This is a genomic window from Succinatimonas hippei YIT 12066 (assembly GCF_000188195.1).
GTDB classification, from domain to species: Bacteria; Pseudomonadota; Gammaproteobacteria; order Enterobacterales; family Succinivibrionaceae; genus Succinatimonas; species Succinatimonas hippei.
This window is the reverse complement of sequence record NZ_GL830997.1, coordinates 1-21,270: the sequence shown is the minus strand read 5'-3', so window position 1 is coordinate 21,270 and position 21,270 is coordinate 1. Positions and strand designations below refer to the sequence as shown.

Here is a 21,270-nt window from a genome sequence, read left to right as displayed (position 1 = left end):
TTCGCTCTTTATCAAAAAATTTACAATAACAAATTGTTTGTCATTTTTTCTTTTTCTTTTAATGCAATAGTTCGGTTTCTTTTAAGCAAGCAGGACAAATTCCCGAAAAAATAATTTCATGCCCTATAAATAAGAAGCCGTGTTTGTTTATTATTTGATTTTCAATATTTTCCTGATAAGGCATGTCAACATCAAAAATTTGTCCGCATTGCAGGCACTTGATGTGATAATGATTATGAGTTAAATGATCAAAGCGTTCGGCTTCGCCTGGGATTTCAATTTTTTTGATTTGTCCGGTTTTAGCCAGTTTGTCGAGATTACGGTATACCGTAGCACGGCTTATGTTCGGATAGTCATTTGTAATGCAAGCATAAACTTCATCAGCCGAGGCATGATTTTTAAGTTTATTGACTGCGTTTAATACTAAAGAACATTGAATTGTGTTGCGTTTTATCATTTTATTTTAATTTAATAATTATACCTTTTTGGTAATTTATCTTATTAAGGATAAAAAATAAAAAAACTGATAAATTTTGTCTTATTTTTTACTTAAAGTTAAATTTTTAGTTTGTAGATATCACTATCTTAAAAATTAGGTATTTTTTGGAGCATCTAACCTGTAGTAGAATATTAAGATCAGTTTAAGTTTTTTAGCTTGGAGCGCTAATTATGGCCGTTAAATTTTCGACAGCAGTAAAAACTTTGTGTGCTGCCGCAGCTGTTACTTTTTGTGCTGTACAGGCACAAGCCGAAGTATTAAGAGTAGGTACTGAGGCTACATATGCCCCGTTTGAGTTTATGGATGACAATGTTCAGCCTCAGGGGTACGACATTGATATCATAAATGCCGTCGGAAAAGCCATGGGGTATGACGTTCAGGTTCAGAACATGGCATTTGACGGTTTGATTCCCGCTTTAATGACTTCGCAAATAGACGTCGTTATTGCTGCCATGACCATTACCGAGGAGCGCGCCAAGCGTGTCGATTTTACCGAGCCTTACTATAAGTCGGGTCTTTCAATCTTAATTCTTGAAGAGAATAAAGATAAATTTAAAACAATTGATGATTTAAAGAATGAGCGTTTGTGTGCGCAGATCGGAACTACCGGTGCATTGAAGGCACAGGAAATTTCCGGAAATGTCGGTGCATTTAATACTGAGCCGGAAGCTTTTATGGAGTTAAAAGCAAAAGGTTGTGCCGGTGTTGTAAATGATCGCCCTGTTAATCTTTATTTCTTGACCAAGTCAGCATCTAAAGGTGTAATTGAAATGAGCGAAAGAATTACCGCAGAAGATTACGGTATTGCTGTTCGCAAAGGAAACAGTGAATTGCTCAAGGCTTTAAATGAAGGTCTGAAGAAAATTAAAGAATCCGGAGAAATGGCTAAAATCCACCAAAAATGGTTTAGCGTTTCTGAGTAGTGTTTAAAAGATCAGCGCATTTTTAGTTAATAAAAATGCGCTTTGCTTAATATTTTTTGGTATTGCTAAACATGCCGTTTCCTTTTGATATTTCGCTGATTATTGATTCTTTGCCCCTTTTAGGCATCGGCGCACTGGTTACTATCGAAATTACAGCCGTTGCGGTTGCTCTTGGTACTCTTATAGGTTTGTTCGTCGGTATTGCAGAGTTATCACGTTATTGGTATTTCCGTATTCCGTCAAAAATTTACGTTGATTTTATCCGCGGAACTCCGCTGTTGGTGCAAATCTTTATTATTTACTTTGCTCTTCCGATTATTTTGGGGGTAAGGGTTGAACCTTTTGTTGCCGCGGTTGCTGCTTGTTCCATTAACTCAGGTGCATATGTCGCTGAAATTTTCCGTGCCGGAATTCAATCTATTGATAAAGGACAGATGGAAGCCGGTCGTTCTTTAGGAATGAGCTGGGGACAGACGATGATTCATATCGTTATTCCTCAGGCATTCCGTCGCATTATTCCTCAGCTTGGTAATGAGTTTATTGCCATGCTTAAAGATTCGTCATTGGTGTCGGTTATCGGTTTTGAAGAGCTAACCCGTAAAGGTCAGTTGATTATTGCATCAACTTACGGATCTTTGGAAATATGGACTGCTGTTGCGATTATCTACCTTATTATGACTTTGTCTATTACCCGTTTCGTCGCCTTCTTAGAGAAGAGATTTAAATAATGATCGTTATTAAAGATTTACATAAAAGCTATGGCAATACCGAGATTTTAAAAGGTATTGATCTTGAGGTAAAAAAAAGCGAAGTTGTTGTGGTTATCGGTCCGTCAGGATCCGGTAAAAGTACTTTGCTGCGCTGTGTAAATTATCTTGAGGTTCCGACTTCGGGAACTATTTCCATTGACGGACAGACTATTACTCCGAATGTGGATATCAATACTATTCGTGCTGAAGTAGGAATGGTTTTTCAGCACTTTAATCTTTTCGGTCACATGACAGTACTTCAAAATATTACTTTAGCTCCCATAAAAGTACGTCATATGTTAAAAGAAGATGCTGAAAAGGTGGCTATGGATCTTTTGACCAAGGTTGGTCTTGCCGATAAAGCGTCAGCTTATCCGCGTGAACTGTCAGGCGGGCAGCAGCAGCGTGTCGCTATCGCAAGGGCTTTGGCAATGCATCCGAAGATAATGCTTTTTGATGAGCCTACATCAGCTCTTGATCCTGAAATGGTTAATGAAGTGCTGGAAGTAATGAAGACTTTGGCGGAAAGCGGTATGACCATGATGGTTGTAACCCATGAAATGGGATTTGCCCGTCAGGTAGCTGATCGTGTGTTGTTTGTAGACGGCGGTAAAATCTTAGAAGAAGGCACTCCTGAAGAGCTGTTTACTAATCCTAAAGAGCCGCGTACCCAGGACTTTTTGGCAAAAATTTTATAATTTGATTTTTAAATATCCTTGCCTTAGACAAGGATATTGATTTTTTTTATGTTTTTCTGTTTTTGAGAGAAAATGGAAGTTTGGGCGTTATTTACAGATAAGAAATGAGAATACCTGAGGAAAATAAAAATCGAGCTTTTGATAAAGGCATAGTAAAAAATTTTATTAAAATTAAATATGTGTTTTCATGGCTGTCTCTTGCTCTGCTGTGTGTGGTAGCATTTATTCCTAATCGTATTCGTGATTTTGTTGCAGTACTTATAGCGTCGATTCTTTCTTTTTTGCCTTTAACTCCGCGCCGCGTTGCGTACGCAAATATGCGTACAGCCTTTCCTGATTTATCTGCAAAAGAATGCCGTGCTTTATATAGAAAATCACTAGCCGTCGGATTTTCCGTTACGTTGGCTTACGCTGAACCTTCAGTTTTGCCGCGTTTTTTGTTAAAAAGACGCTGGAAGCTTGTCGGGGAAGAAAATTTAAATAAAGCTCTGTTGTTAAAAAAACCGATTATTTTCGTCGCCCCGCATTGTTTTGCAATTGACAGATGTGGTTTGTATTTATCTTTTTGCGGGATCAATATGTGCACTATGGTGCATGCGCAGCGCAATCCTGTGTATGATTGGTTTTTAAATCAGCAGCGCCTGCGTTTTGGCGGAGCGGTGTATGAGCGTTCAAGCGGGTTGCGTACGCTTATTCGAGAGCTGAAAAACGGCAGATCCTGTTTCTTTTTGCCAGATGAGGATTTAGGCAGAGAGTCGAGTCGTTTTATCAATTTCTTAGGAGTCCCCAAAGCTACGGTTTCGACTTTACCCAAACTTGCTAAAGTTACCGACGCCGTAACGATGCAGCTTTTTTCCGTTTACAATTTGAAGACTGCAAATTTTGAGGTTCACTTTTCTAAACCTTTTGAAAATTTTCCGTCAAATGATTTGGAACATGATTTGTCAGTGATGAATCAGCATATAGAGCAAGAATTATTGCTGCATCGTGAACAATATATGTGGTTTCTGCGCTTTTTTAAGACTCGTCCTGATGAAAGTTATCCTGATATCTATGAAAACACTCATTTATCATTGTTGAAAAAAGGCAAAAGCATTGACTATGCTGCAAGGCGTCGTCCTTTTGTAGAAAATGGATAATTTGCTGCTTAATGTAACAAAAATATTCTACTCATATCCAATTAATATCTTTTTTGTATAATACGCACTCTATTGTAATAGAGTGTGTTTTTTTTTTACTTATGTTTAAATTGAAAAAAGATAAAGAGACTGATTTTAAAAACTATATTTCGGATGAAGAAATTAATCAAGGAATAAACCGACTTGATCTTCAAGAAGGAAAAAGGTCTCTTTTAGCTATCACATGGCCGATTTTTATTGATTTAGCGCTTAATTTTGCAACTTTAATTATCAATATGATGATGGTCGGCGCGGTATCGGTTGATGCAGTTGCCGAACTTACGGTTGGAAATCAGGTTTTCGACCTTGCGCTTATCATTTTTAATTTTATAAATATCGGTGTATGTGTAGTATGCGCACAAGCTTTAGGAGCAGGTAACAAAAAACTGGTTCGTCGATTAGTTCATACCGGCTATGGCATAAACATTATTACCGGCACCATCGTATCTTTAGGCGTGTTTTTCTTTGCTCCTTTAATTGTTGAAGTAATGAACGTACCGGATGAGATCAGTCAAAGTTCTCAAAGTTATCTGGCGATTTTGTCACTTTGCTTTTTACCTCAGGCTTTGTGTTTGGTATCAGCCGCTATTTTACGTGCATTTGAATGTACGCGAGATGCAATGTATGTTTCTTTGCTCATTAATTTAATTACTATGCTAGGAAACTCAATGTTTTTATTCGGCTGGTTTAATATGCCTGTCTTAGGAGTAGAGGGAGTAGCTGTAAGTACTGTAATCGGGCGCGTAATAGCATGTCTTGTTTACGTACCGTTAATTTTAAGACGCACCAAAATCAGAATTATTCCGCGTTTTCTTTTTGATTTCAAAAAGAAAATATTTGTCGCTATTTTAAACATAGGTCTTCCTGGTGCCGGAGAGAATTTATCTTGGCACAGTCAATATATGTTTATGACTGCGGTGGTAGCATCAATGGGAGCTATTCCCCTTGCAACCCACGGAATTTATTTCCAAATGGTGCTTATTATGATGCTGTTTTCAATATCTATTGCGATGGGGACGGAAATTCTTATAGCACATTACGCCGGAGCTTTACAACTTGATTTGGCATACAAGCAGCTAATGCGTTCGGTTAAAATCGGTATGTGTGCAACGATATTGATAACTTTTTCCATTCCTCTTGGTACAGGTAAATTTATTATTTCTCAATTTACCGACAGCCTTGAGGTTTTAGCTTTGGCAACTCCGATTTTTCTTTTAACCGTCATTCAAGAGCCTGGCAGAATTTTAAATATAATAATTATTAATTCACTCCGCGCCGTGGGTGATACCAAATTTCCGCTTATTATGGCTGTGATCTCAATGTGGGGCATAAGCGTACCGTTAGGCTGTTTTCTCGGTTTGCATTGCGGGCTGGGACTTTTGGGCGTTTGGATAGGTTTTGCGGCAGATGAGTGGGTTCGCGGTATCAGTATGTTTTTAAGATGGAGATCGCGTGTTTGGGAAAAGGCCGCCAAACTTAATTATCAAAAGCATTTGCAGCAAGCATAGCAGGAGTTTTAATAAGTGAGCTTTATAAAAACATTTAAAGATGGAATTAAATATATGGAAATATGGCCTGAAGATCCGATTCTAGGTTCTATTTTCACCGAAGGACGAGTTAAATATATAATGCGTTTAGGTAAATATTTGCTTCCGCCTTTTATTATGTTTTTAATTGTATGGAATTTTATAATGGGCGGAGGTCTTAAAGGCGTAGAGTTTTTTTATACGTTAAAAAGCAATTGGCCTGTAACGCTATGCTGCGTGCTGTTTCTGCTTGTGCTTCCGCTTCAAGGTTATTATTGGTTCGGAAAGCGAGCTTCGGTGAAACTTAATAAAAAGCAAAAACTTTATTACGAAGACTTGTGTAAAAAGTTGCAAAAAGAGCCTTTGCTTGATCCTGTTATGATGGATTTTGCCGTTACGGTAAAAGAAGGTTTAGACAAATTCGGAAGAGATATTTTAAAAACTCTATAAGTATCTTGGGTTTCCTTTGCAGGATAGGTTGCCGTATATGTTAGAATAATGCTCCGTTGTTATATAGCGTATCTACCTGCGGTAGTGATACCGTTTTTTTATAATTATGTGAAAAATGCAAGAAAGTATTATTCGTAAGCTCGAATCCTTATGTGAACGCCATCAGGAAGTCGAACAGCTGTTAAGCCAGCCTGAAATTATTGCCGATCAGGAAAAATTTCGTGAATTGAATCGTGAGTATTCGCGGTTGCAGGTAATGGTAAACACCTTCCAGGATTATAAACGTGCTGCAGATGACCTTGAGGAAATGCAGGCGATGCTTGAAGGTGATGATGAAGACATGAAGGCGATGGCGCAAGAGGAGCTTGAGCCGACCAAAGAAAAAGCCGCCGCTTTGGAACATGAGTTGCAGCTTTTGCTTTTGCCGCATGATGATCGTGATGATTGCAACTGCTTCCTTGAAATACGTGCCGGAACCGGCGGCGACGAGGCCGCGCTTTTTGCCGGGGAACTTTATCGCATGTATGCAAAATATTGTGAGGCAAAAGGATGGCAGCTTGAAGTTGTGTCTCAAAGCGAAGGAGAGGTGGGCGGTTACAAAGAAATTATCGCCAAACTGTCGGGAGAGGGCGCTTACGGCTATATGAAATTTGAATCGGGAGGCCATCGGGTACAGAGAGTTCCGGCAACCGAGGCTCAGGGTCGTGTTCACACTTCAGCCTGCACCGTCATGGTATTGCCTGAGATTCCGCCATCGAAAGCGCCGGAGGTTAATCCTGCCGATTTGCGTATCGATACTTTCAGAGCCTCCGGAGCCGGCGGTCAGCATATTAATAAAACCGATTCCGCTATCCGTATTACCCATATTCCGACTGGAATTGTAGTTGAATGCCAGGATGAGCGCTCTCAACATCGCAATCGCGAGCGCGCTATGGAAGTTTTACTGTCGCGTCTTGCCAAAATGGAAGAAGACAAGCGTCTTGCCGAACAGACGGAAGCTCGTCACAGCATATTAAGTTCCGGAGATCGTTCCGATCGTATTCGCACTTATAATTTTCCGCAAAGTCGTGTCACTGATCATCGAATTAATCTTACTCTTTATCGCTTAAGTGAGGTTTTAGAGGGTAATCTTGACCTCATTTTAAAACCGGTAATTGAAGAGTATCAGGCAGAACAGTTATCCGAAATGGCCAAACAAGGCGGACTGTAATGCTGTTAAAAGCTTTGCTGCATGAGGGGAGAAAGCGTCTTGCAGTTTCCGGATGTGAATCGGCACGTCTTGATGCCGATTTGCTTTTAATGGAAGTTCTTCATTGTCCTCGCAGTTATTTGATTACGCATGATAATGAAGAGCTAAAAGAAAGAGCCATTGTCCGATTTCGTGACTTAATTTCAAGACGTTCTCGCGGAGAGCCTATTGCTTATATCCTTGGATACAAGGAATTCTGGGGGTTGCCTTTTAAAGTAAATCGTAATGTATTAATTCCGCGACCTGATACCGAACTTTTGGTCGAAACTGCGCTTAAATTCAAGCAGGTAAAAAGCGTTTTAGATTTGGGAACGGGCAGCGGAGCTATCATTTTATCAATTAAATACGAGCGCCCTGATATTAACGCGTTAGCTTGCGACATTTCAGATGCGGCATTGCAAGTTGCAAAAGAGAACGCTTTATCGTTGGGGCTTGATGTTACATTTTTTAAGAGTTCATGGTTTTCTGATATAAAAAACGCAAAATTTGATTTAATCGTCTCCAATCCTCCCTACATAGAAGAAAATGACGAGCATTTAAAAGCTTTAAGCTTTGAACCTGTCGGAGCGTTGATTTCAGGAAAAGACGGTCTTGATGATATCAGAATTATCGCGAAAGATTCGCGGCATTTTTTTAATCCGGGCGGTGCTTTACTTTTGGAGCATGGGTATAATCAAGGTAAGGATGTGCGTAACATTCTGGAAGAATGCGGTTTTAATGAAATCAAGACTCTCAGAGACTTAGGGAGTAACGAGCGCGTTACTTACGGATTTTTTGAATAGAAGGAGACAGTCATGGCGGCCAAACGGGTAAAAGTTAACGATATCACCATTGCCAATGATTTACCTTTAACGGTTATCGGCGGTATTAATGTTCTTGAGTCGCGTGACTTGGCAATGCGGGTATGCGAGAAATTTATGGAAGTTACCGGCAAATTGCACCTTCCGTATATTTTTAAAGCAAGTTTTGACAAAGCCAACCGTTCCTCATTGCGCTCATACCGGGGACCGGGACTTGAGGCGGGGATGAAAATCTTTGATGATTTAAAGCGCGAATTTAACGTCAGCATCATTACTGATGTGCATGAGACTTATCAGTGTGCCTTAGTTGCAGAGCATGTCGACCTGTTGCAGCTTCCCGCGTTTTTGGCAAGACAAAGCGATTTGGTTTTTGCCTTAGGCAAAACCGGAAAGCCGGTTAATGTCAAAAAGCCGCAATTTATGTCTCCGGCGCAAGTCGTCAATATTGTCGAGAAATTTCATGAGACGGGAAATGATAATGTAATTTTGTGTGAGCGCGGGACGCAATTTGGCTATGACAATCTCGTAGTAGATATGCTGGGTTTCGGGGTGATGAAGAAGGTTTCGGGAAATGCTCCGGTGATTTTTGATGTAACTCATTCATTGCAGTGCCGCGAAGCTAATTCCCAGGCATCAGGAGGCAGAAGAGCGCAAGTCTTTGATTTGGCCAAAGCCGGAGTAGCGATAGGACTTGCGGGAATATTTGTCGAAACTCATCCGGATCCCGATAAAGCATTATGTGACGGACCCAGTGCTTTGCCTTTAGATAAGCTTGAGCCTTTCCTTTCTGATTTAAAAGAGCTCGATACTTTGGTTAAATCTCAGACGCCGCTGGAGATCCGTTAATTTCGGGCTGCTTTTAAGATCCATCTGTTTAAAAAGGCGCAATACGGGAACATCATCTGAACCAGTGGTCCGATAATAATTGCGCCTATAACCGTTCCTTCGCGAATCCCTTTGATTTCCGTACCGTGGGAGAAGATAAGTGCGATGCAGGCGGCGGATGCCACCAGGATGATATCGTATATGATTTTCACTGGTCCTAGTTTTTTGTTGATTTTTTCAGCTAATACTTTAACAAAGGCGTCACAGCTTAGCATGGTAACGTTGGCCGTAGCCTGAAGGGCGATGCTTAAGGCTATGAGCAGAGAGCCTACAATAAGCGTGGCAAACTCGATTAGATACCGGTCAGGGTTGAAGTTTTTGGTTAAGAACATAAAAACATCAACCAGTATACCGAAAAAGAAGAAAACCGGGATTTGCAGCAGTAAATTGACCAGATGGAATTTAAGTTCGATTTTTTTATATAAAAAGAATTGCAAGATGAGCATGGTCAAATTGAAAGCGATCACTACCGTGCCCATGGTTACCGGCAGATAAAGTGATGAAACGTAGCTAAGACAGGCTACGGAGTTTACTCCCAAATGAGATCTCGTAACTAAAGTAACTCCGCATGCGCCAATGGATAGAGCGGTAAAAAATACAATATAGCGGCGGAACAACTCATGCTTTGACATATTAGTATTCTCATAAATTTAAGGTAAATGCATTATGCGCTTATTTTTTGATTTTGGTAAGTTCAACAATAAAAAAATGCGGAGACAAAGTTCAATAAACAGTATGCAGCTGTCGGATTTTGTTTTCTGCAGGTTTTTTAAGGTAGAAGAGCATGACAGCAGACTCAGTCTGCTTAAAATCGGTGAGTAAGATCCAGAAATTTAAGAAAGATTGAAAGCCTGACTGAAAATCTCACGCTAAGGCAGGAAGCGACGGGACCATATAGCTTGATAAGCGGATTTTAAAACATGGATGCACGGGAACCCGTCGCAGTTTACGACAATAGTCGTATTGTTGAGAGTGGAAATCCTCGACCCGCAGGCCGAGGATGACGTTAATTATGATGAATCTGGGTATTACCGATACTTTCGGAGAAGCTTACCGGTTCCGGCATTTGATCGGGCGGATTGCCTTTCATCGGATCCCAGCCTAAAACCAGGAGGTAAACGCCGAACCCGATAAGGAAAGCAAAAGGAATGTGCCAGCCGTAACGCAGCCAGTTCATGAAGCTTCTGGCTTTATTGAATACGCCGCATACCGCAACGCCGGCAGATGAACCGAACCAGATCATTGATCCGCCGAAACCTACGGCGTAGGAGATAAGCGGCCAATCGTAACCGCCTTTAATCAGGCACAGCTGGGTTAACGGTATATTGTTAAATACCGCGGACACGAATCCTATTGCCAAAGTTGATAAGATTGAAGCATCCGGTACGGATTCAATCGGTACCAATTCAGCACAGAAAACGAGGGCGACCAGGAAGACCGTACTGTCGTAGGCGGATATCACTACTGAAAAGCGTACTTTGGTCAGGAAAAAACTGATTAAAATTGCAATCCAGATACCAAGTCCCGGCAGTTCTATTGCATAGTTAAAGATGATGGCAAAAATCAGGATCAGGAAAACCGAGGTCAAAGCCCGCTTATTGATTTTGATGTTGTCGCTGACGGCGGCAACGGAAGGTGCGTATTTATATTGTTGACGCGAAGCGAAGAAAGCGACGATGAGTGTGGCAACGATGGCGGGGAGAAATGCCTGTGCGATTACCAAAGGATCTTTACCGTAAATCCAGATAATGGTGGTTGTGGTATCTCCGACCACCGATCCGGCACCGCCGGCATTGGATGCGGCGCAGATTGCCGCGGCAAAACCGATATGGATTTTGCCGCCGAATACGGCCGCTGCCATTGAACAGCCGATAAGTGCGGCCGCAATATTGTCAAGGAAGGTACTCAGCACGAAGACGAAACATAACAGAACGGCTCCGGTCCATTGGTTGGACGGCAAGTACCGGGGCAGGATGGCCGGGAAATTGGATCTTTCGAATATATCTGCAAGAATGGCAAATCCCGGCAGCATTAGGATTAAGTTAAGATAAGTATTCCAGGAACCGCTTACGAAGTTGCCGTTATCGTCCACATAGCCGAAGAGTTTGGTGATAACCGAGAAATGATCGGTAAATTCGTACTTATAAAAACACAAAGCTACCAAGCCCAAAAGGGCAACTTGGCGAGTTTTGTTGTAGAAGACGGCAACTCCTACGAGCATTGCTGCGAAAATAATCATTTCATAGCGGATGCCGTAAAAGCTCAGTCTGGTAAAAAGAGCTTCTTCCGCGTATGAAATATTAGGCAGAAAACCTATAAAAAGCAGGGTTAGGGTGGTTGTAATTCTGTTCATATCAATATTCGCACGATCGAAAGTATATGCATTATTGTTTATCACCTATGTTTGTTATTGTTTATCCGGCTTTATTTTGCGATTAGTTTTTGTTATTGCCGTCTTCAGATGGCGCTGCCGGTGAATTTTTTAAATCATCTTTTTTGGCAAGCAGCCAGTGCGGAGCGTCAGCGTAATTTTCATGAATGTCCAGGCGCTTTACCCATACCCAGAAACCGAGCACGATAAAGTGGGCAAACAAAATACGCGGTACGATTAATCCGTATTGGGATAAAGATCCGATAACTATGGCGCAGACGATGGGACCCAGTGCCCATCCGGCAAGATAAAGGACACTAAATCCTCCTTTTTTGACCGGGATAAGCTGGCGGTTGAAGTTTTCATAGAAAAATATCGGCATAACTCCTGAAACGATTACCAGTCCCACCATAAACATGGCTTTGTTTAAAGTCAGAGCCATAAGGAGCATGCCAATCATGTACACGAGAATATCCTGTTCGTACACGGCTTTTGCGCCTACTTTCTTAATCAGATAGCGCATTAAGATAATACCGAGTGCACCGGCAATCAGGACGGTACAGATAATTACGGTAGAGATGAGAAGGAAGGTACTTTCAAAGTACTCGGTCCATAGGGGGATACCGCCGATAACGGCGATTGCGGTACCGGCACAGATATAGCCGGTAGCCATAAAAACACCGATACGGTTTAATTTATCGAAGGAGAACATAACAATCCTCAGTAGTGAATCGGACAACAACCATTATACGCTCATTGATATCTTGTATGGAAGAATGAATGAATAAAACGGTGTATTTAATTTGCTGCCGGCTACAAGATAGGGAAAAAATACTTAAATCATATTTTTTGGATGAAAACATAAGCTCGGGAGACGGTATTAATGTCCTTAGAATACGGTTTACTTTTTTTTACTTTTTGTAATTGAACGAATTAATGAAGTTCCTGTGTTTCTTACTATGTGCGTACTTAAGGCAACGGGTTTTAATAAAGAAGCTCCTCCTGAAATATTGGCGCCCATGATAAGTTGGCCTACAACTTGGGGCGTTCCGGTAGAGAGACCGTAAATAAACAGTGAGGTAAAAATTAGGACGGTAGTGTCGGTGAAAGAAATATTGCCGGAGGTTTCTAAGTCGTATATGAAGTCGTCAAAGATGGAAAAGCCGGCGCTGCAAATGAGTATTATGCTCATAAGCTGCAGACCGATGGAAAAAAGCATTTTAAGGTAATTTACCGAGAGATCCCGTGTAAAAGACAATGCTCCGAATCCTAAAACAAAAATTCCGGCCACGCAGACGAAATAAGCGCTTACGTACATGACGGCGAATTTTACGATAATAAGCGACAATACTACGAATATTAAAACCACTTCCAGAATAATGGTGATTTCCATGATCGGACCGTGAGCTCCGGCTTTATTGATAAGAAGCCCCGCTATTTTAAAGGTTTTGTCGGCGCATTCTGAGATGCCAAGTTCCTGACTTTGGGAAAGCTTTATCATTGAGTCGATAATATCCGCGCCGATATCGGGGCCGTTTTGCAGCAAAAATTCAAAAATGCCGATGATGAGGAGCATTTTGACAAGTTCACCGAAAAAATTTTGAATGGTGCCGTCCTGAAAAATAAGTCTTATTCCCGAAAGTACGGCTGAAATCGCGCATAGGATCCAAAAAAGTCTGGTAGCTGCGCTTTTAAGCGGAACGGTTATCTGGTTTATTTTGGATAATACGCGGTTAACGGACAGATTCAAAACGCCTGAAGGATTGAGAAACATATTGCCAAGACCTCTTGCCGATTTTATGTTTTCCTCTTGAGTTTGGTATGAATAATTAAGGTTGTTATCGGCGGCAAATGCAGGGGAACCGAAAGTTAATACGGTCAATAAGGCCAGAATAAATATTTGAGGTAGGGTTTTATTAAATTTCATTAAATATCGCCGCCAAGTCCCTGTACTTTTGTATAGGGCGAAGCGGCGCCTCTTTGAGATCGCTAAAGTTTAATTTGCTCTTCGACGTTTTTACTTACAGTTTGTACGCCGGATTTAAAAGATACGGATAGGAGATTATTTTTTGATTAAATCATTAATTGACAGATCAAGATGCGGTGACCGGACTTGCGTATCAGTTTGCATGAAGTTTTCATAAGAGCTTTTGCCGGCAAGATCTTCGTTATTTTTAGCTGCCAGATCGTGACTTAGGAGTTTGACCATAGTTGAGGTTTGCAGATTTAAATCAACGAGAGAGCTTGATATTGAGGAGTTGATTTTGGATAGAGCATCAAGTGATGCGGCCCGTCCTGTCGAAGAGCGGGCCTCGAGATTTAATTTCTGCACTTCTCGAATTTGGTTTTTGAGTTTTTCCTGCATTAGCTCTGCGTTTTGATAAGATTTGGTGGCAAAATCAATTGCGGTGTTGTCAATAAGATGCAGTGTTTTTTTAAAGTTACATTTTCCCGATTGAATACAGCTGTTCCATGCGTCGGCTCGTTTAAAAGAAGCCAAATAGCGGTTGGCATCACCGAATTCCTGCCAGACCGAGGCGCTGGCGTGGAGAAGAGATAAAGAGTCTTCGTGCAATGACTGTAGATCTTGCCAAGCGCTCAGCATCGGCATTACCGAGTTCTGAGCTTCGAGTTTATAGGTATTGACAAGTTCTTGCAGTTGTTGGATTTGATGCGCGTTGTCCGTAGCCCATTGTTCCATTGCCGCTACTTTTTGTGAAATGCTTTCGCGTAAAGCTGAAGCGTCAAATACCATATAACTTGCATTCACTTTTAATGTTGAAAACATAACAAATAAGATTAAAATTTTTTTCAAAAAATTAGTGCAGATAGTCATAAGCCGTATATTCTCCAGAAAATTCAATGTCTTTAGTTACGGTTAGGTTAAAGCGAAATCCCGGTTTTACCTTGAGAGTCGGGGAGAGGTTCAGATGCCGTTCAATGACCTGACTCATGGTTCGTCCGAGAATTTCTCCCATGGATTGGGATAAAGCCGCTTGCGGAGTGATTTTGCCGTCGGAGTCATATCCCGTATCGGTACTTAGCGTTACCGCTGTAGTGATCCCGCCTAAAAAAACGGAATAAGAAATCAGTTTGAGCCAATGATTGTCCACATCTGCTTCAAAGCCCGAATAGCCGTCAGGTCCCGATCCCGGCATAACGCTTAAATTTAAGCTTTTGCCGTCGGGAAAAATTAATCGGTTAAAACCGAGCATTACGCGGCTTTGACCGAATTGCGGGTTTGAACCGTATTGACCTATAAGTTTTGATCCTTTGGGAATTAATATATTATTGCCAAAAGGACTGTCTAAAACGTCGGCTGTGATCTGGGCACTTATCTGTCCCGGCAGTTCCGAGTTGATACCTGTAAGCAATACGGCAGGGATGACGCTTCCCTGTTTCAGGACAAAGGGGTTTGAAACGCTTTCAACTTGGTGCGCAAGTTTGAAATCATCATTTTTAAGATATTCATAGTCACTTAGAGTACCGGAAGTCGTTTCGGAGTTTGTAGGAAGGTTTTCCAAAGATTCCCTGGCCCGCTTAAGCTCGTTAACTTGATCTGGTGTAAGGTATTGGTAACCGTTTGAGGAGTGATCGGTAGTATTTACGAGATTGGGGGAAAATTTAAGATTGACTTTGGTGGGAGCGCTCAAGGCCTTTTCAAAGTCCGACGATCTTTTTTCCTTAATTTTATCGGGAGCGGGATTACTAATGACGGGCTGCGGATTGTTTTCAAAGCGCAGATATTCCTCGTAGTCTTTTTGAAAATCCCCGTCTCTATTCTTCTCAGTATTTTCTTGATCCTCTGATGTTGCCATAGAGTCAAAAGATAAAGTTTTGTCATCTGTCACGGTGTTCTTTTTATTGATAAGTGACTGCCTTTCCATTTTGGCAATTTGATTGGCGGCTATAACCAGATCACTTTTTGCAGCGGTTTTTGCTGTGTGGTGATTGTTTTGTTCATTGCGGCTTTCAATTGCGAAGTTTGCAAGGATCAATATCGTTATTGTGATAAGCAGCAAAATGAGAAGCGGGGTTTTCCCGACTCGCCCTTTTTTTACTTCTGAATTAAATTTTGGCATTTATTTTTCCTCAATGGTGAAGGCGGAAATCGGTTGCAGTGAACCCTGTTTTTTGGCGTAGGCTCGATTTAAAGTGAAATCAGGAGCTTTGACGCTTACAAGAAAGATATTTTCTTTAAACGTCACCAGTTCGAGCCGTAATGAAATTCCGGAACAGAATTCGCTTCCTGAGCAAACGGAGGCACCTTTTTGTAATAAGGCTGCAGAAAATTTTCTGTTCAGATTGTCGTCAAAACCTACAATACTGAAATTGTCTTTACCAAAAGAAAGCTTGTGCTTTAAAACCTTTGCAAAATCATCAAAGGCTTCGGCGTAATCGGATGCGGCAAATACATTGACATCACTTTCATTTTTTACGGAAAAGGCCGTACTTTTCAGGTGGGTACAGGAAGTCAGCAAGATTAACGCTGCAATTATTATTTTTATTTTTAACACGTCATTTATCCTTATAAATGATATCAACGGTAAGAGCGTCATCGTTTTCGCCTAAAATAAGTCTTGCCCGTTCAATTACTCCGTCTACTATGTAGCGGTTTTTAACAACGCGGTAGTTGGCAATTTGCAGATCGTCTTCTGAAAAAAAGTTTATTTTATTGACTATAACAAGTGCCGGTAACGGGGCATAAACGGCTTTTTCCGGAAATTCTATATAGGTTTTTTGTCCGTCATGATAGATTCGAGTCGGTTTGATTTTGTCATTCCCTTCAATCTCGTAATTAAAGTTAAGATCGTTAATATTGACACCTGTTCCGGCAATGACATTGCGTTCTTCATCTTTTTGTTTTCTTTCTTTTATTTTGTTTAATTTGGACAAAGTATCTTCAGGATAAATAAAACGTATTTGCGGCATAAAATCGGAAATCGAGGATTTAAGCCGTAGATGGTAGGTGCGTTTGTCGGTCGTGATGATCATTGAAGTTCTAAGTGCGTTATCAAGAGGTTTGACGACAAGGTGCTGCACTTCGTTATCGCCGGATCCGGATACGGCAGAGTCAACAAGCCAGCGCGCAGCGTCGCCTATTTGTACCGTATTGACTTTTTCTCCTTTTTCCAAAGCGATATCGCAAAGCTCCAGCACGGCACACACAACGGTAGGTCTTGATGTGCCGAAAGTAAAAACAATTTCACCGGGTTTAGCTACGCTGCCTTGTAAACCCTGTCCGTCTACTCCGATCCGGTCCGCTTTGTGTAAATCTTCAAGAACCTTTAAATCATCATCGGTTAAAAAATCGTCGCCGTTGCGCTCCGTGAAATAATCGTCATAGGCACTGTCTGCCATGACGATATTAACGCAAACGGCAAGTGCGCTCACAAGTAAAGCGAATTTGGTCAATTTATTCATAAATTTTCGTCACAATTCCCGTGTTTGCCAACAAGGGTAACAGACGCCTCCTCGTATTTTGTTAGTGGTTAATTACCGCGCTTACGGCAAAATCTTCTACAAAAACCTGCAGGGGATTTAGCAATAAAACGTCAGGATCACTGATTGCTTGTGTGCGTATTGAATAGGCCAGGATTGCCCGGAACATTTGTTTTTGAGATGATGAAAATTCCCCGGAATGTTCTTCGGTCCAGTCAATCTGAATGCGCTGGTGTTCTTGCGCAATAACATTATTTATAGTGACGCTGACGCAGCCTTCTTGTTGCTTGATAAAAGGATTTTCGTTGTTGTAAAAATCATTTAGTTTTTGCAGTGCTGCAGATCCTTCTTTTACGTAAGCATAGGTTTCCAAGATGAAATCTCGTTGTACTTTACTGTCTGAAGTAACGCTGCGGAGATTTTTAATGAAATTGCTCAAGGTCGCGGCAATCGCTTCGTCGGGAATTTTTTGGCTTAAATCGACGCGCCCTTTGGCCATTACCACTCCGTGGGTGTCAACTGTAACAAGATAGGGAATGATCTGACTTTGCGAACTTTTTACTATATAAGCGCCAAGGCACAGAAAACCGAAGGCTGTACCGATTAAAGCCGTGATTACAAGACTTAATCTCTGTTTTAATTCGGATAGCGCCAGATTGTATTTTTCATTGCCGTATACGAGAGGTTTTTTAACTTTAATTTTAGCCGGCATGTTTTTTATATCTCCTGGTGTTTGTAAAAATTGCGTCCGAAAACGGCAAATAACTCATTCACGTGTTTTTTTATGTGATCGCCGCTAAAAGACAAAAGTCTAAGTTCGTCCTCCGTAAGCATCAGATTAAAAAAAGCGGCTTGTTGTCCTTTAAGTAACAGATAGTCCTTTTTGGGGATAGCGTCAGAGAGCCTTGTTATCTGTTCGTCGTTAAGACCGGTCTGTTTGTAGATGGGCTTTAAGACATCTCCTTTAGCATCGTAATTGGGTAAATAAATACGGGTTTTTACACACTCAAGGAAAGTCTCAAACAGGGAGCTTTTGGCAATATCGGTAATAGATTGCGTGGCAAGGATAACGATAACGTTGTGTTTTCTTAATGTTTTAAACCACTTTAAAAGTTCTGAGGCAAAGATTTCGTCTTTTAGCATCAGCCAGGCCTCATCAAGAATAATGGCTCGAGGCTCTCCTGAAAAGCAGTCTGCTATAAGTTTGAAAATGTGTTTTAAAACAGGTAAGGAAAAACTTTTGGGGGCTTCAAATAAATCTGAGCATTCAAAGACCGTAAGATCCGAGTCAAAACCGCAATTTTCGGTACCGTCAAGCAGATTGTTTTCATTACTTATAACGGTATAGGGGGCTATTGCCTGTTTTAGACTTTTGGATAAAAGCAGCAGATGCAGATCGGTCAAGGATCGTTGAGAATTGTCTCTTTTTGACAGAATTTTTAAACCGTCGGTTATTTCTTCGCGATCCGTTAATGAAAGCGTATATCCCGACATTCTGCACAAAAGTTCTATAAAGCTTTGCGCATAAGTGAAATCGGCGCTGTTTTCCAGGGAATAAAGCGGACAAAAAGCACTTTTTAAATTGGAAAATTCAATATGTGATCCGGCAAGGGCTTTTGTTAGGGCGTAAAAGGAATAACCCTTGTCAAAGGCGAAGATCTTCATGTTTTTATAGCGCATCAGATTTAATATAAGCTCTCCGAGCAGCACGGATTTTCCGGCACCGGGCGGACCTACTACGACGGTATTGCCCAGATCTTTTTGATGTAAGTTCAAAAAAAATCTGCTGTGTCCTTCACTTTTAACTTGCATGAGCGGAGATGCGTGTTCTCCGTATAAAGGATTGGGGGAAAAACGTTCACCGTTCCACGGGGTGGAAAGAGGGATTAAATCCGTAAAAACCGTACCCGAAACAATCGGCCGGCGTACGTTTTCAAAACAGTGACCCGGAAGAGAGCCAAGATAGCTTTCAACTGCATTTACGGTTTCGACTCGTGCGGCAAATCCTAAATCTTCTACTGTTTTTACGGCAAGGGAAGCTTTGTCTTGCAGCGAATCAAGGTTTTCGTCCATGATAATAAGTACTGAAGTATAGGCACCGAAAATTTCCTCGTTACCTTCAAAGGCAAATTTAGCCTCATCGATTTCCGAAACTTTTTCTACGGCATACTCGTTTACCCTAGAGCTTTGTTGATTGAAAATTTGTGACAAAATGCCGCGAGACTTCTGGCTCCACAGTCGGCGGTATTTTTCAAGCATCAGATGCGATTGCATTTGATCGAAGGCAAGAAAACGCGTGTTAAAACGATAAGGAAAGGGGAGCAGCGCAAGGGAGTTTAATATTCCTAAATAAGCGGTTTGCGGGAAACCGTCAATGGCAATGCATGCGATATGTTTTTCCCCGATGCATGGGGTAAATCCCGATTTAAAATCTTTGGTGGACAGTAGTGCGTCAAGATAACAGCTGTGGCGCGGCACGGCTATATCATGATTTTTACCGGTGATACAAGAATGAATGAAGCTAAGGCTCTCATTTAGGGTAAAGTTCAGGTTTTTACGAGAGGCAAGCGCTTTTATCTTAATGACTAAAGACAAAGTGTCGGTAATAGATTTGCAATCGTTTTTGAATTTCTCGATAAGATCGGAAGTTTCTTGTTTGGCATCTTTAGTTTTCGCACCGTCACTTAGTACCAATTTTTCCAATTTGCGGCGGGAAACCGAGGTGCCTAAAAAGGTTAAAGTTAAGAAAAAGCGACTTTCAAAACTTTTTTCGGTCTTAAATTTTTGTGAGCGGCCGTTTTCCAAATCTTGTATTGTTTGATTACAAGATGCCGACTTGGGCGCGTAAAATCCGTCATTTATTCTGCAGACGTCAAAATGGACCGCCCAATTGTCGCCTAGTTTTAAGAAAGCTTTTTGAACTACATCCTCAAAATGAGACAGGGCAGAAAGATCCTGTTGGGATTGATCTTCGGGAAACAGCTCATAAAAAGCACACAGCCCGCCTGATTTTAAAACGATGATGTTCTCTTCCGCCAATGTGGCATAGTCAAGTAAATCACAAAATGCAGGAGCGGTGGATTTTCTTGAAAAGGTGCGAGTAAACACCCAAGCAAAGGGAAGAATTGACAAAATTGCCAAGATTGAAAGAATTAACGCAGTATAAAAAAGCAAATCAGTAGACATGGTTTATTTCTTTTTCCAGCCGCCGTTGTTTAAATTTCGCCCTTGGGCAAGATAAAAAGCCGCATATTTTAATTGCTTTAAGTAAACCTTACTTAGCATCAGATCGTGCTCTGACATGATTCGAAGCAAGTAGAATCCGCAGATAAACAAGCAGCCTGACATAAGACTTACGAGAATATCGGCTGAACTTAATACAAGCGCGATGCATATTAGAATCAAAAACATGCACAGACTACGTTCGCAGCCTAAAAACGTTTGTTTCTGAATTAGAGCTTTATAGATCTGATGCCGGTTCATGCTTATATGTAATTAATTGTTATATCGTTAAATTTTGTAAAACTGATGTCTTGGTTAACAATGTGAGCGTTTTTATAAACATTGTCATTGGCAGCGATGACGGCTCCGTTAAAGAAGCGGGTCATAAGAGAATTGGCTCCGACGAGTAAGGTCATTACCAGAACGATATAAATAAGGGAGCGCATAAATTTGTTGATTTCTCCGCCTGCAAGGATGAGTGTGGCTCCGCAGCTGACGATACCGATAAGAGAAATGCTAAAAGCTACTGGTCCTGTTAGTGATTGTTGTAGCGTTCTAAGCCAGCTTTCGTATGGTAACGATCCTCCTTGCGTATCAGAGGCATAAGCAGCATTAGCGCTTAAAGCAACTAACAGAATTGTATAGATAATATTTTTCTTCATAGAAAAGTCTCCAGGTGAAAGTTAAATTAATTATTTGTTATTAAAAACATGTTTTATATGGAAAATTCCATCGCTAAACCCGGTTACCTGTGCAATCGTACTTATGTGCCGTAACGGAGTTCGTCTTAGTTGAACTATTAAATCAATAGCTTCGGCAAGTGTCGGTTCAATTAAGCGTGGAGCGTGCTCATGTCTTGAAATGAGTAAGGTAAGCCTTTTTAATGCTTGCTCTATCGAGCCTGCGTGAAGCGTGGTGAAACCACCGCTATGTCCGGTTGAAAATGCATCTATCAAATCTAACGCTTCACAGCCGCGCACTTCTCCTACAATAAGACGATCAGGACGCAGACGTAGGGCTGATTTCAGTAAGACGGACATGTCCGAGGTTTGAGATGTAAATAGAGCGACTTTATTTTTTACTTTTATGTTTAATTCTTTGGTGTCTTCAATTGATATGACACGATCTTGCGGACAAATATGTGACAGTTCATTTAAAAGTGCATTAATTAAAGTAGTTTTACCACATCCGGTACTGCCGGATACAATTATCGTACGCCGTTTTGCAATTGCCTCTTTTAAAAATTCTCATATCCATGTCCTTAAGCATATGAAAAAT

Annotated in this window: 24 protein-coding genes; 10 read left to right on the top strand and 14 right to left on the bottom strand. The window is 41.1% G+C overall.

Going from position 1 to position 21,270, the window contains the following annotated elements:
* Positions 1–58: 58 nt before the first annotated feature.
* Positions 59–457 (bottom strand): Fur family transcriptional regulator, encoded by a 399-nt coding sequence (locus HMPREF9444_RS05625; RefSeq protein WP_009143429.1) that lies wholly within the window; start codon positions 455–457, stop codon positions 59–61.
* Between the two features lie 212 nt (positions 458–669).
* On the opposite strand from HMPREF9444_RS05625, the gene HMPREF9444_RS05620 reads away from it, so the two are divergent.
* From HMPREF9444_RS05620 to kdsA, 9 genes are all read left to right on the top strand, one after another.
* Entirely contained in the window at positions 670–1,422 is a 753-nt protein-coding gene (locus HMPREF9444_RS05620) for a basic amino acid ABC transporter substrate-binding protein (protein ID WP_009143428.1), read from the top strand.
* Between the two features lie 71 nt (positions 1,423–1,493).
* Entirely contained in the window at positions 1,494–2,150 is a 657-nt protein-coding gene (locus HMPREF9444_RS05615; RefSeq protein ID WP_009143427.1) for an amino acid ABC transporter permease, read from the top strand.
* Positions 2,150–2,869, top strand: coding sequence for an amino acid ABC transporter ATP-binding protein (locus tag HMPREF9444_RS05610; protein WP_009143426.1), 720 nt, complete (start codon positions 2,150–2,152; stop codon positions 2,867–2,869). Before HMPREF9444_RS05615 ends, HMPREF9444_RS05610 begins: the two co-directional genes overlap by 1 nt.
* Positions 2,870–2,973: 104 nt before the next feature.
* On the top strand, positions 2,974–4,008 hold the full coding sequence (locus tag HMPREF9444_RS05605; protein WP_009143425.1) for an LpxL/LpxP family acyltransferase: 1,035 nt from the start codon (positions 2,974–2,976) through the stop codon (positions 4,006–4,008).
* A gap of 101 nt (positions 4,009–4,109) precedes the next feature.
* The gene (locus HMPREF9444_RS05600; RefSeq protein WP_009143424.1) at positions 4,110–5,555 is read left to right on the top strand and encodes an MATE family efflux transporter; all 1,446 of its coding nucleotides are present in this window, start codon (positions 4,110–4,112) and stop codon (positions 5,553–5,555) included.
* A gap of 15 nt (positions 5,556–5,570) precedes the next feature.
* Positions 5,571–6,023, top strand: coding sequence for a terminus macrodomain insulation protein YfbV (gene yfbV / locus HMPREF9444_RS05595; protein WP_009143423.1), 453 nt, complete (start codon positions 5,571–5,573; stop codon positions 6,021–6,023).
* A gap of 115 nt (positions 6,024–6,138) precedes the next feature.
* The gene (gene prfA / locus HMPREF9444_RS05590) at positions 6,139–7,233 is read left to right on the top strand and encodes a peptide chain release factor 1 (protein WP_009143422.1); all 1,095 of its coding nucleotides are present in this window, start codon (positions 6,139–6,141) and stop codon (positions 7,231–7,233) included.
* Positions 7,233–8,054, top strand: coding sequence for a peptide chain release factor N(5)-glutamine methyltransferase (gene prmC / locus HMPREF9444_RS05585; RefSeq protein WP_009143421.1), 822 nt, complete (start codon positions 7,233–7,235; stop codon positions 8,052–8,054). Before prfA ends, prmC begins: the two co-directional genes overlap by 1 nt.
* 12 nt (positions 8,055–8,066) lie before the next feature.
* Positions 8,067–8,918 (top strand): 3-deoxy-8-phosphooctulonate synthase, encoded by an 852-nt coding sequence (kdsA, locus tag HMPREF9444_RS05580; protein WP_009143420.1) that lies wholly within the window; start codon positions 8,067–8,069, stop codon positions 8,916–8,918.
* Here kdsA and HMPREF9444_RS05575 read toward each other — a convergent pair.
* Positions 8,915–9,589 (bottom strand): YczE/YyaS/YitT family protein, encoded by a 675-nt coding sequence (locus HMPREF9444_RS05575; protein WP_040909289.1) that lies wholly within the window; start codon positions 9,587–9,589, stop codon positions 8,915–8,917. The two genes, kdsA and HMPREF9444_RS05575, sit on opposite strands and share 4 nt — an antisense overlap.
* A gap of 34 nt (positions 9,590–9,623) precedes the next feature.
* Between HMPREF9444_RS05575 and HMPREF9444_RS11270 the strand changes: the two genes are divergently transcribed.
* Positions 9,624–9,779 carry a hypothetical protein gene (locus tag HMPREF9444_RS11270; RefSeq protein ID WP_009143418.1) on the top strand — a complete coding sequence of 52 codons (156 nt, stop codon included), beginning with the start codon at positions 9,624–9,626 and terminating at the stop codon, positions 9,777–9,779.
* Between the two features lie 184 nt (positions 9,780–9,963).
* Here the strand turns inward: HMPREF9444_RS11270 and HMPREF9444_RS05570 are convergent, their stop codons facing one another.
* From HMPREF9444_RS05570 to HMPREF9444_RS11100, 12 genes are all read right to left on the bottom strand, one after another.
* Positions 9,964–11,310: a transporter permease gene (locus HMPREF9444_RS05570; RefSeq protein WP_148514379.1), complete on the bottom strand. Its 1,347-nt coding sequence runs from the start codon at positions 11,308–11,310 to the stop codon at positions 9,964–9,966.
* 82 nt (positions 11,311–11,392) lie between these two features.
* Positions 11,393–12,040 carry a hypothetical protein gene (locus tag HMPREF9444_RS05565; protein ID WP_009143416.1) on the bottom strand — a complete coding sequence of 216 codons (648 nt, stop codon included), beginning with the start codon at positions 12,038–12,040 and terminating at the stop codon, positions 11,393–11,395.
* A gap of 189 nt (positions 12,041–12,229) precedes the next feature.
* On the bottom strand, positions 12,230–13,255 hold the full coding sequence (trbL, locus tag HMPREF9444_RS05560) for a P-type conjugative transfer protein TrbL (protein ID WP_009143414.1): 1,026 nt from the start codon (positions 13,253–13,255) through the stop codon (positions 12,230–12,232).
* Between the two features lie 135 nt (positions 13,256–13,390).
* Positions 13,391–14,083 (bottom strand): TrbJ/VirB5 family protein, encoded by a 693-nt coding sequence (locus tag HMPREF9444_RS05555; RefSeq protein WP_148514377.1) that lies wholly within the window; start codon positions 14,081–14,083, stop codon positions 13,391–13,393.
* Positions 14,084–14,147: 64 nt separating this feature from the next.
* Positions 14,148–15,410: a TrbI/VirB10 family protein gene (locus HMPREF9444_RS10590; RefSeq protein ID WP_009143412.1), complete on the bottom strand. Its 1,263-nt coding sequence runs from the start codon at positions 15,408–15,410 to the stop codon at positions 14,148–14,150.
* Positions 15,411–15,845 carry a hypothetical protein gene (locus tag HMPREF9444_RS05545; protein WP_040909288.1) on the bottom strand — a complete coding sequence of 145 codons (435 nt, stop codon included), beginning with the start codon at positions 15,843–15,845 and terminating at the stop codon, positions 15,411–15,413. It abuts the gene before it with no gap.
* Position 15,846: 1 nt separating this feature from the next.
* On the bottom strand, positions 15,847–16,752 hold the full coding sequence (trbG, locus tag HMPREF9444_RS05540) for a P-type conjugative transfer protein TrbG (RefSeq protein WP_009143410.1): 906 nt from the start codon (positions 16,750–16,752) through the stop codon (positions 15,847–15,849).
* Positions 16,753–16,813: 61 nt separating this feature from the next.
* Positions 16,814–17,482 (bottom strand): VirB8/TrbF family protein, encoded by a 669-nt coding sequence (locus HMPREF9444_RS05535; RefSeq protein WP_009143409.1) that lies wholly within the window; start codon positions 17,480–17,482, stop codon positions 16,814–16,816.
* A 5-nt stretch (positions 17,483–17,487) separates the two neighbouring features.
* Positions 17,488–19,956: a VirB4 family type IV secretion/conjugal transfer ATPase gene (locus tag HMPREF9444_RS05530; RefSeq protein WP_009143408.1), complete on the bottom strand. Its 2,469-nt coding sequence runs from the start codon at positions 19,954–19,956 to the stop codon at positions 17,488–17,490.
* 3 nt (positions 19,957–19,959) lie between these two features.
* A complete protein-coding gene (locus HMPREF9444_RS05525; RefSeq protein WP_009143407.1) occupies positions 19,960–20,253 on the bottom strand; it encodes a VirB3 family type IV secretion system protein in 294 nt (97 codons plus the stop codon).
* A gap of 2 nt (positions 20,254–20,255) precedes the next feature.
* A complete protein-coding gene (locus HMPREF9444_RS11350; RefSeq protein ID WP_009143406.1) occupies positions 20,256–20,654 on the bottom strand; it encodes a TrbC/VirB2 family protein in 399 nt (132 codons plus the stop codon).
* Positions 20,655–20,684: 30 nt separating this feature from the next.
* Positions 20,685–21,221 carry an ATPase, T2SS/T4P/T4SS family gene (locus HMPREF9444_RS11100; protein WP_083801131.1) on the bottom strand — a complete coding sequence of 179 codons (537 nt, stop codon included), beginning with the start codon at positions 21,219–21,221 and terminating at the stop codon, positions 20,685–20,687.
* Between the last annotated feature and the right edge of the window lie 49 nt (positions 21,222–21,270).

Excerpts from the sequence above, each read along its gene's own strand:
- HMPREF9444_RS05525 (WP_009143407.1), bottom strand. The coding sequence starts at position 20,253 with ATGAACCGGCATCAGATCTATAAAGCTCTAATTCAGAAACAAACGTTT.
- HMPREF9444_RS05535 (WP_009143409.1), bottom strand. The coding sequence starts at position 17,482 with ATGCCGGCTAAAATTAAAGTTAAAAAACCTCTCGTATACGGCAATGAA.
- HMPREF9444_RS05555 (WP_148514377.1), bottom strand. The coding sequence starts at position 14,083 with ATGGTATTTGACGCTTCAGCTTTACGCGAAAGCATTTCACAAAAAGTA.
- prfA (WP_009143422.1), top strand. The coding sequence starts at position 6,139 with ATGCAAGAAAGTATTATTCGTAAGCTCGAATCCTTATGTGAACGCCAT.
- HMPREF9444_RS11270 (WP_009143418.1), top strand. The coding sequence starts at position 9,624 with ATGCGCTTATTTTTTGATTTTGGTAAGTTCAACAATAAAAAAATGCGG.
- trbG (WP_009143410.1), bottom strand. The coding sequence starts at position 16,752 with ATGAATAAATTGACCAAATTCGCTTTACTTGTGAGCGCACTTGCCGTT.
- HMPREF9444_RS11350 (WP_009143406.1), bottom strand. The coding sequence starts at position 20,654 with ATGAAGAAAAATATTATCTATACAATTCTGTTAGTTGCTTTAAGCGCT.
- HMPREF9444_RS05605 (WP_009143425.1), top strand. The coding sequence starts at position 2,974 with ATGAGAATACCTGAGGAAAATAAAAATCGAGCTTTTGATAAAGGCATA.
- HMPREF9444_RS05530 (WP_009143408.1), bottom strand. The coding sequence starts at position 19,956 with ATGTCTACTGATTTGCTTTTTTATACTGCGTTAATTCTTTCAATCTTG.
- HMPREF9444_RS10590 (WP_009143412.1), bottom strand. The coding sequence starts at position 15,410 with ATGCCAAAATTTAATTCAGAAGTAAAAAAAGGGCGAGTCGGGAAAACC.
- HMPREF9444_RS05565 (WP_009143416.1), bottom strand. The coding sequence starts at position 12,040 with ATGTTCTCCTTCGATAAATTAAACCGTATCGGTGTTTTTATGGCTACC.
- HMPREF9444_RS05600 (WP_009143424.1), top strand. The coding sequence starts at position 4,110 with ATGTTTAAATTGAAAAAAGATAAAGAGACTGATTTTAAAAACTATATT.
- HMPREF9444_RS05570 (WP_148514379.1), bottom strand. The coding sequence starts at position 11,310 with ATGAACAGAATTACAACCACCCTAACCCTGCTTTTTATAGGTTTTCTG.
- prmC (WP_009143421.1), top strand. The coding sequence starts at position 7,233 with ATGCTGTTAAAAGCTTTGCTGCATGAGGGGAGAAAGCGTCTTGCAGTT.
- HMPREF9444_RS05610 (WP_009143426.1), top strand. The coding sequence starts at position 2,150 with ATGATCGTTATTAAAGATTTACATAAAAGCTATGGCAATACCGAGATT.
- HMPREF9444_RS05625 (WP_009143429.1), bottom strand. The coding sequence starts at position 457 with ATGATAAAACGCAACACAATTCAATGTTCTTTAGTATTAAACGCAGTC.
- trbL (WP_009143414.1), bottom strand. The coding sequence starts at position 13,255 with ATGAAATTTAATAAAACCCTACCTCAAATATTTATTCTGGCCTTATTG.
- HMPREF9444_RS05575 (WP_040909289.1), bottom strand. The coding sequence starts at position 9,589 with ATGTCAAAGCATGAGTTGTTCCGCCGCTATATTGTATTTTTTACCGCT.
- kdsA (WP_009143420.1), top strand. The coding sequence starts at position 8,067 with ATGGCGGCCAAACGGGTAAAAGTTAACGATATCACCATTGCCAATGAT.
- HMPREF9444_RS05620 (WP_009143428.1), top strand. The coding sequence starts at position 670 with ATGGCCGTTAAATTTTCGACAGCAGTAAAAACTTTGTGTGCTGCCGCA.
- HMPREF9444_RS05615 (WP_009143427.1), top strand. The coding sequence starts at position 1,494 with ATGCCGTTTCCTTTTGATATTTCGCTGATTATTGATTCTTTGCCCCTT.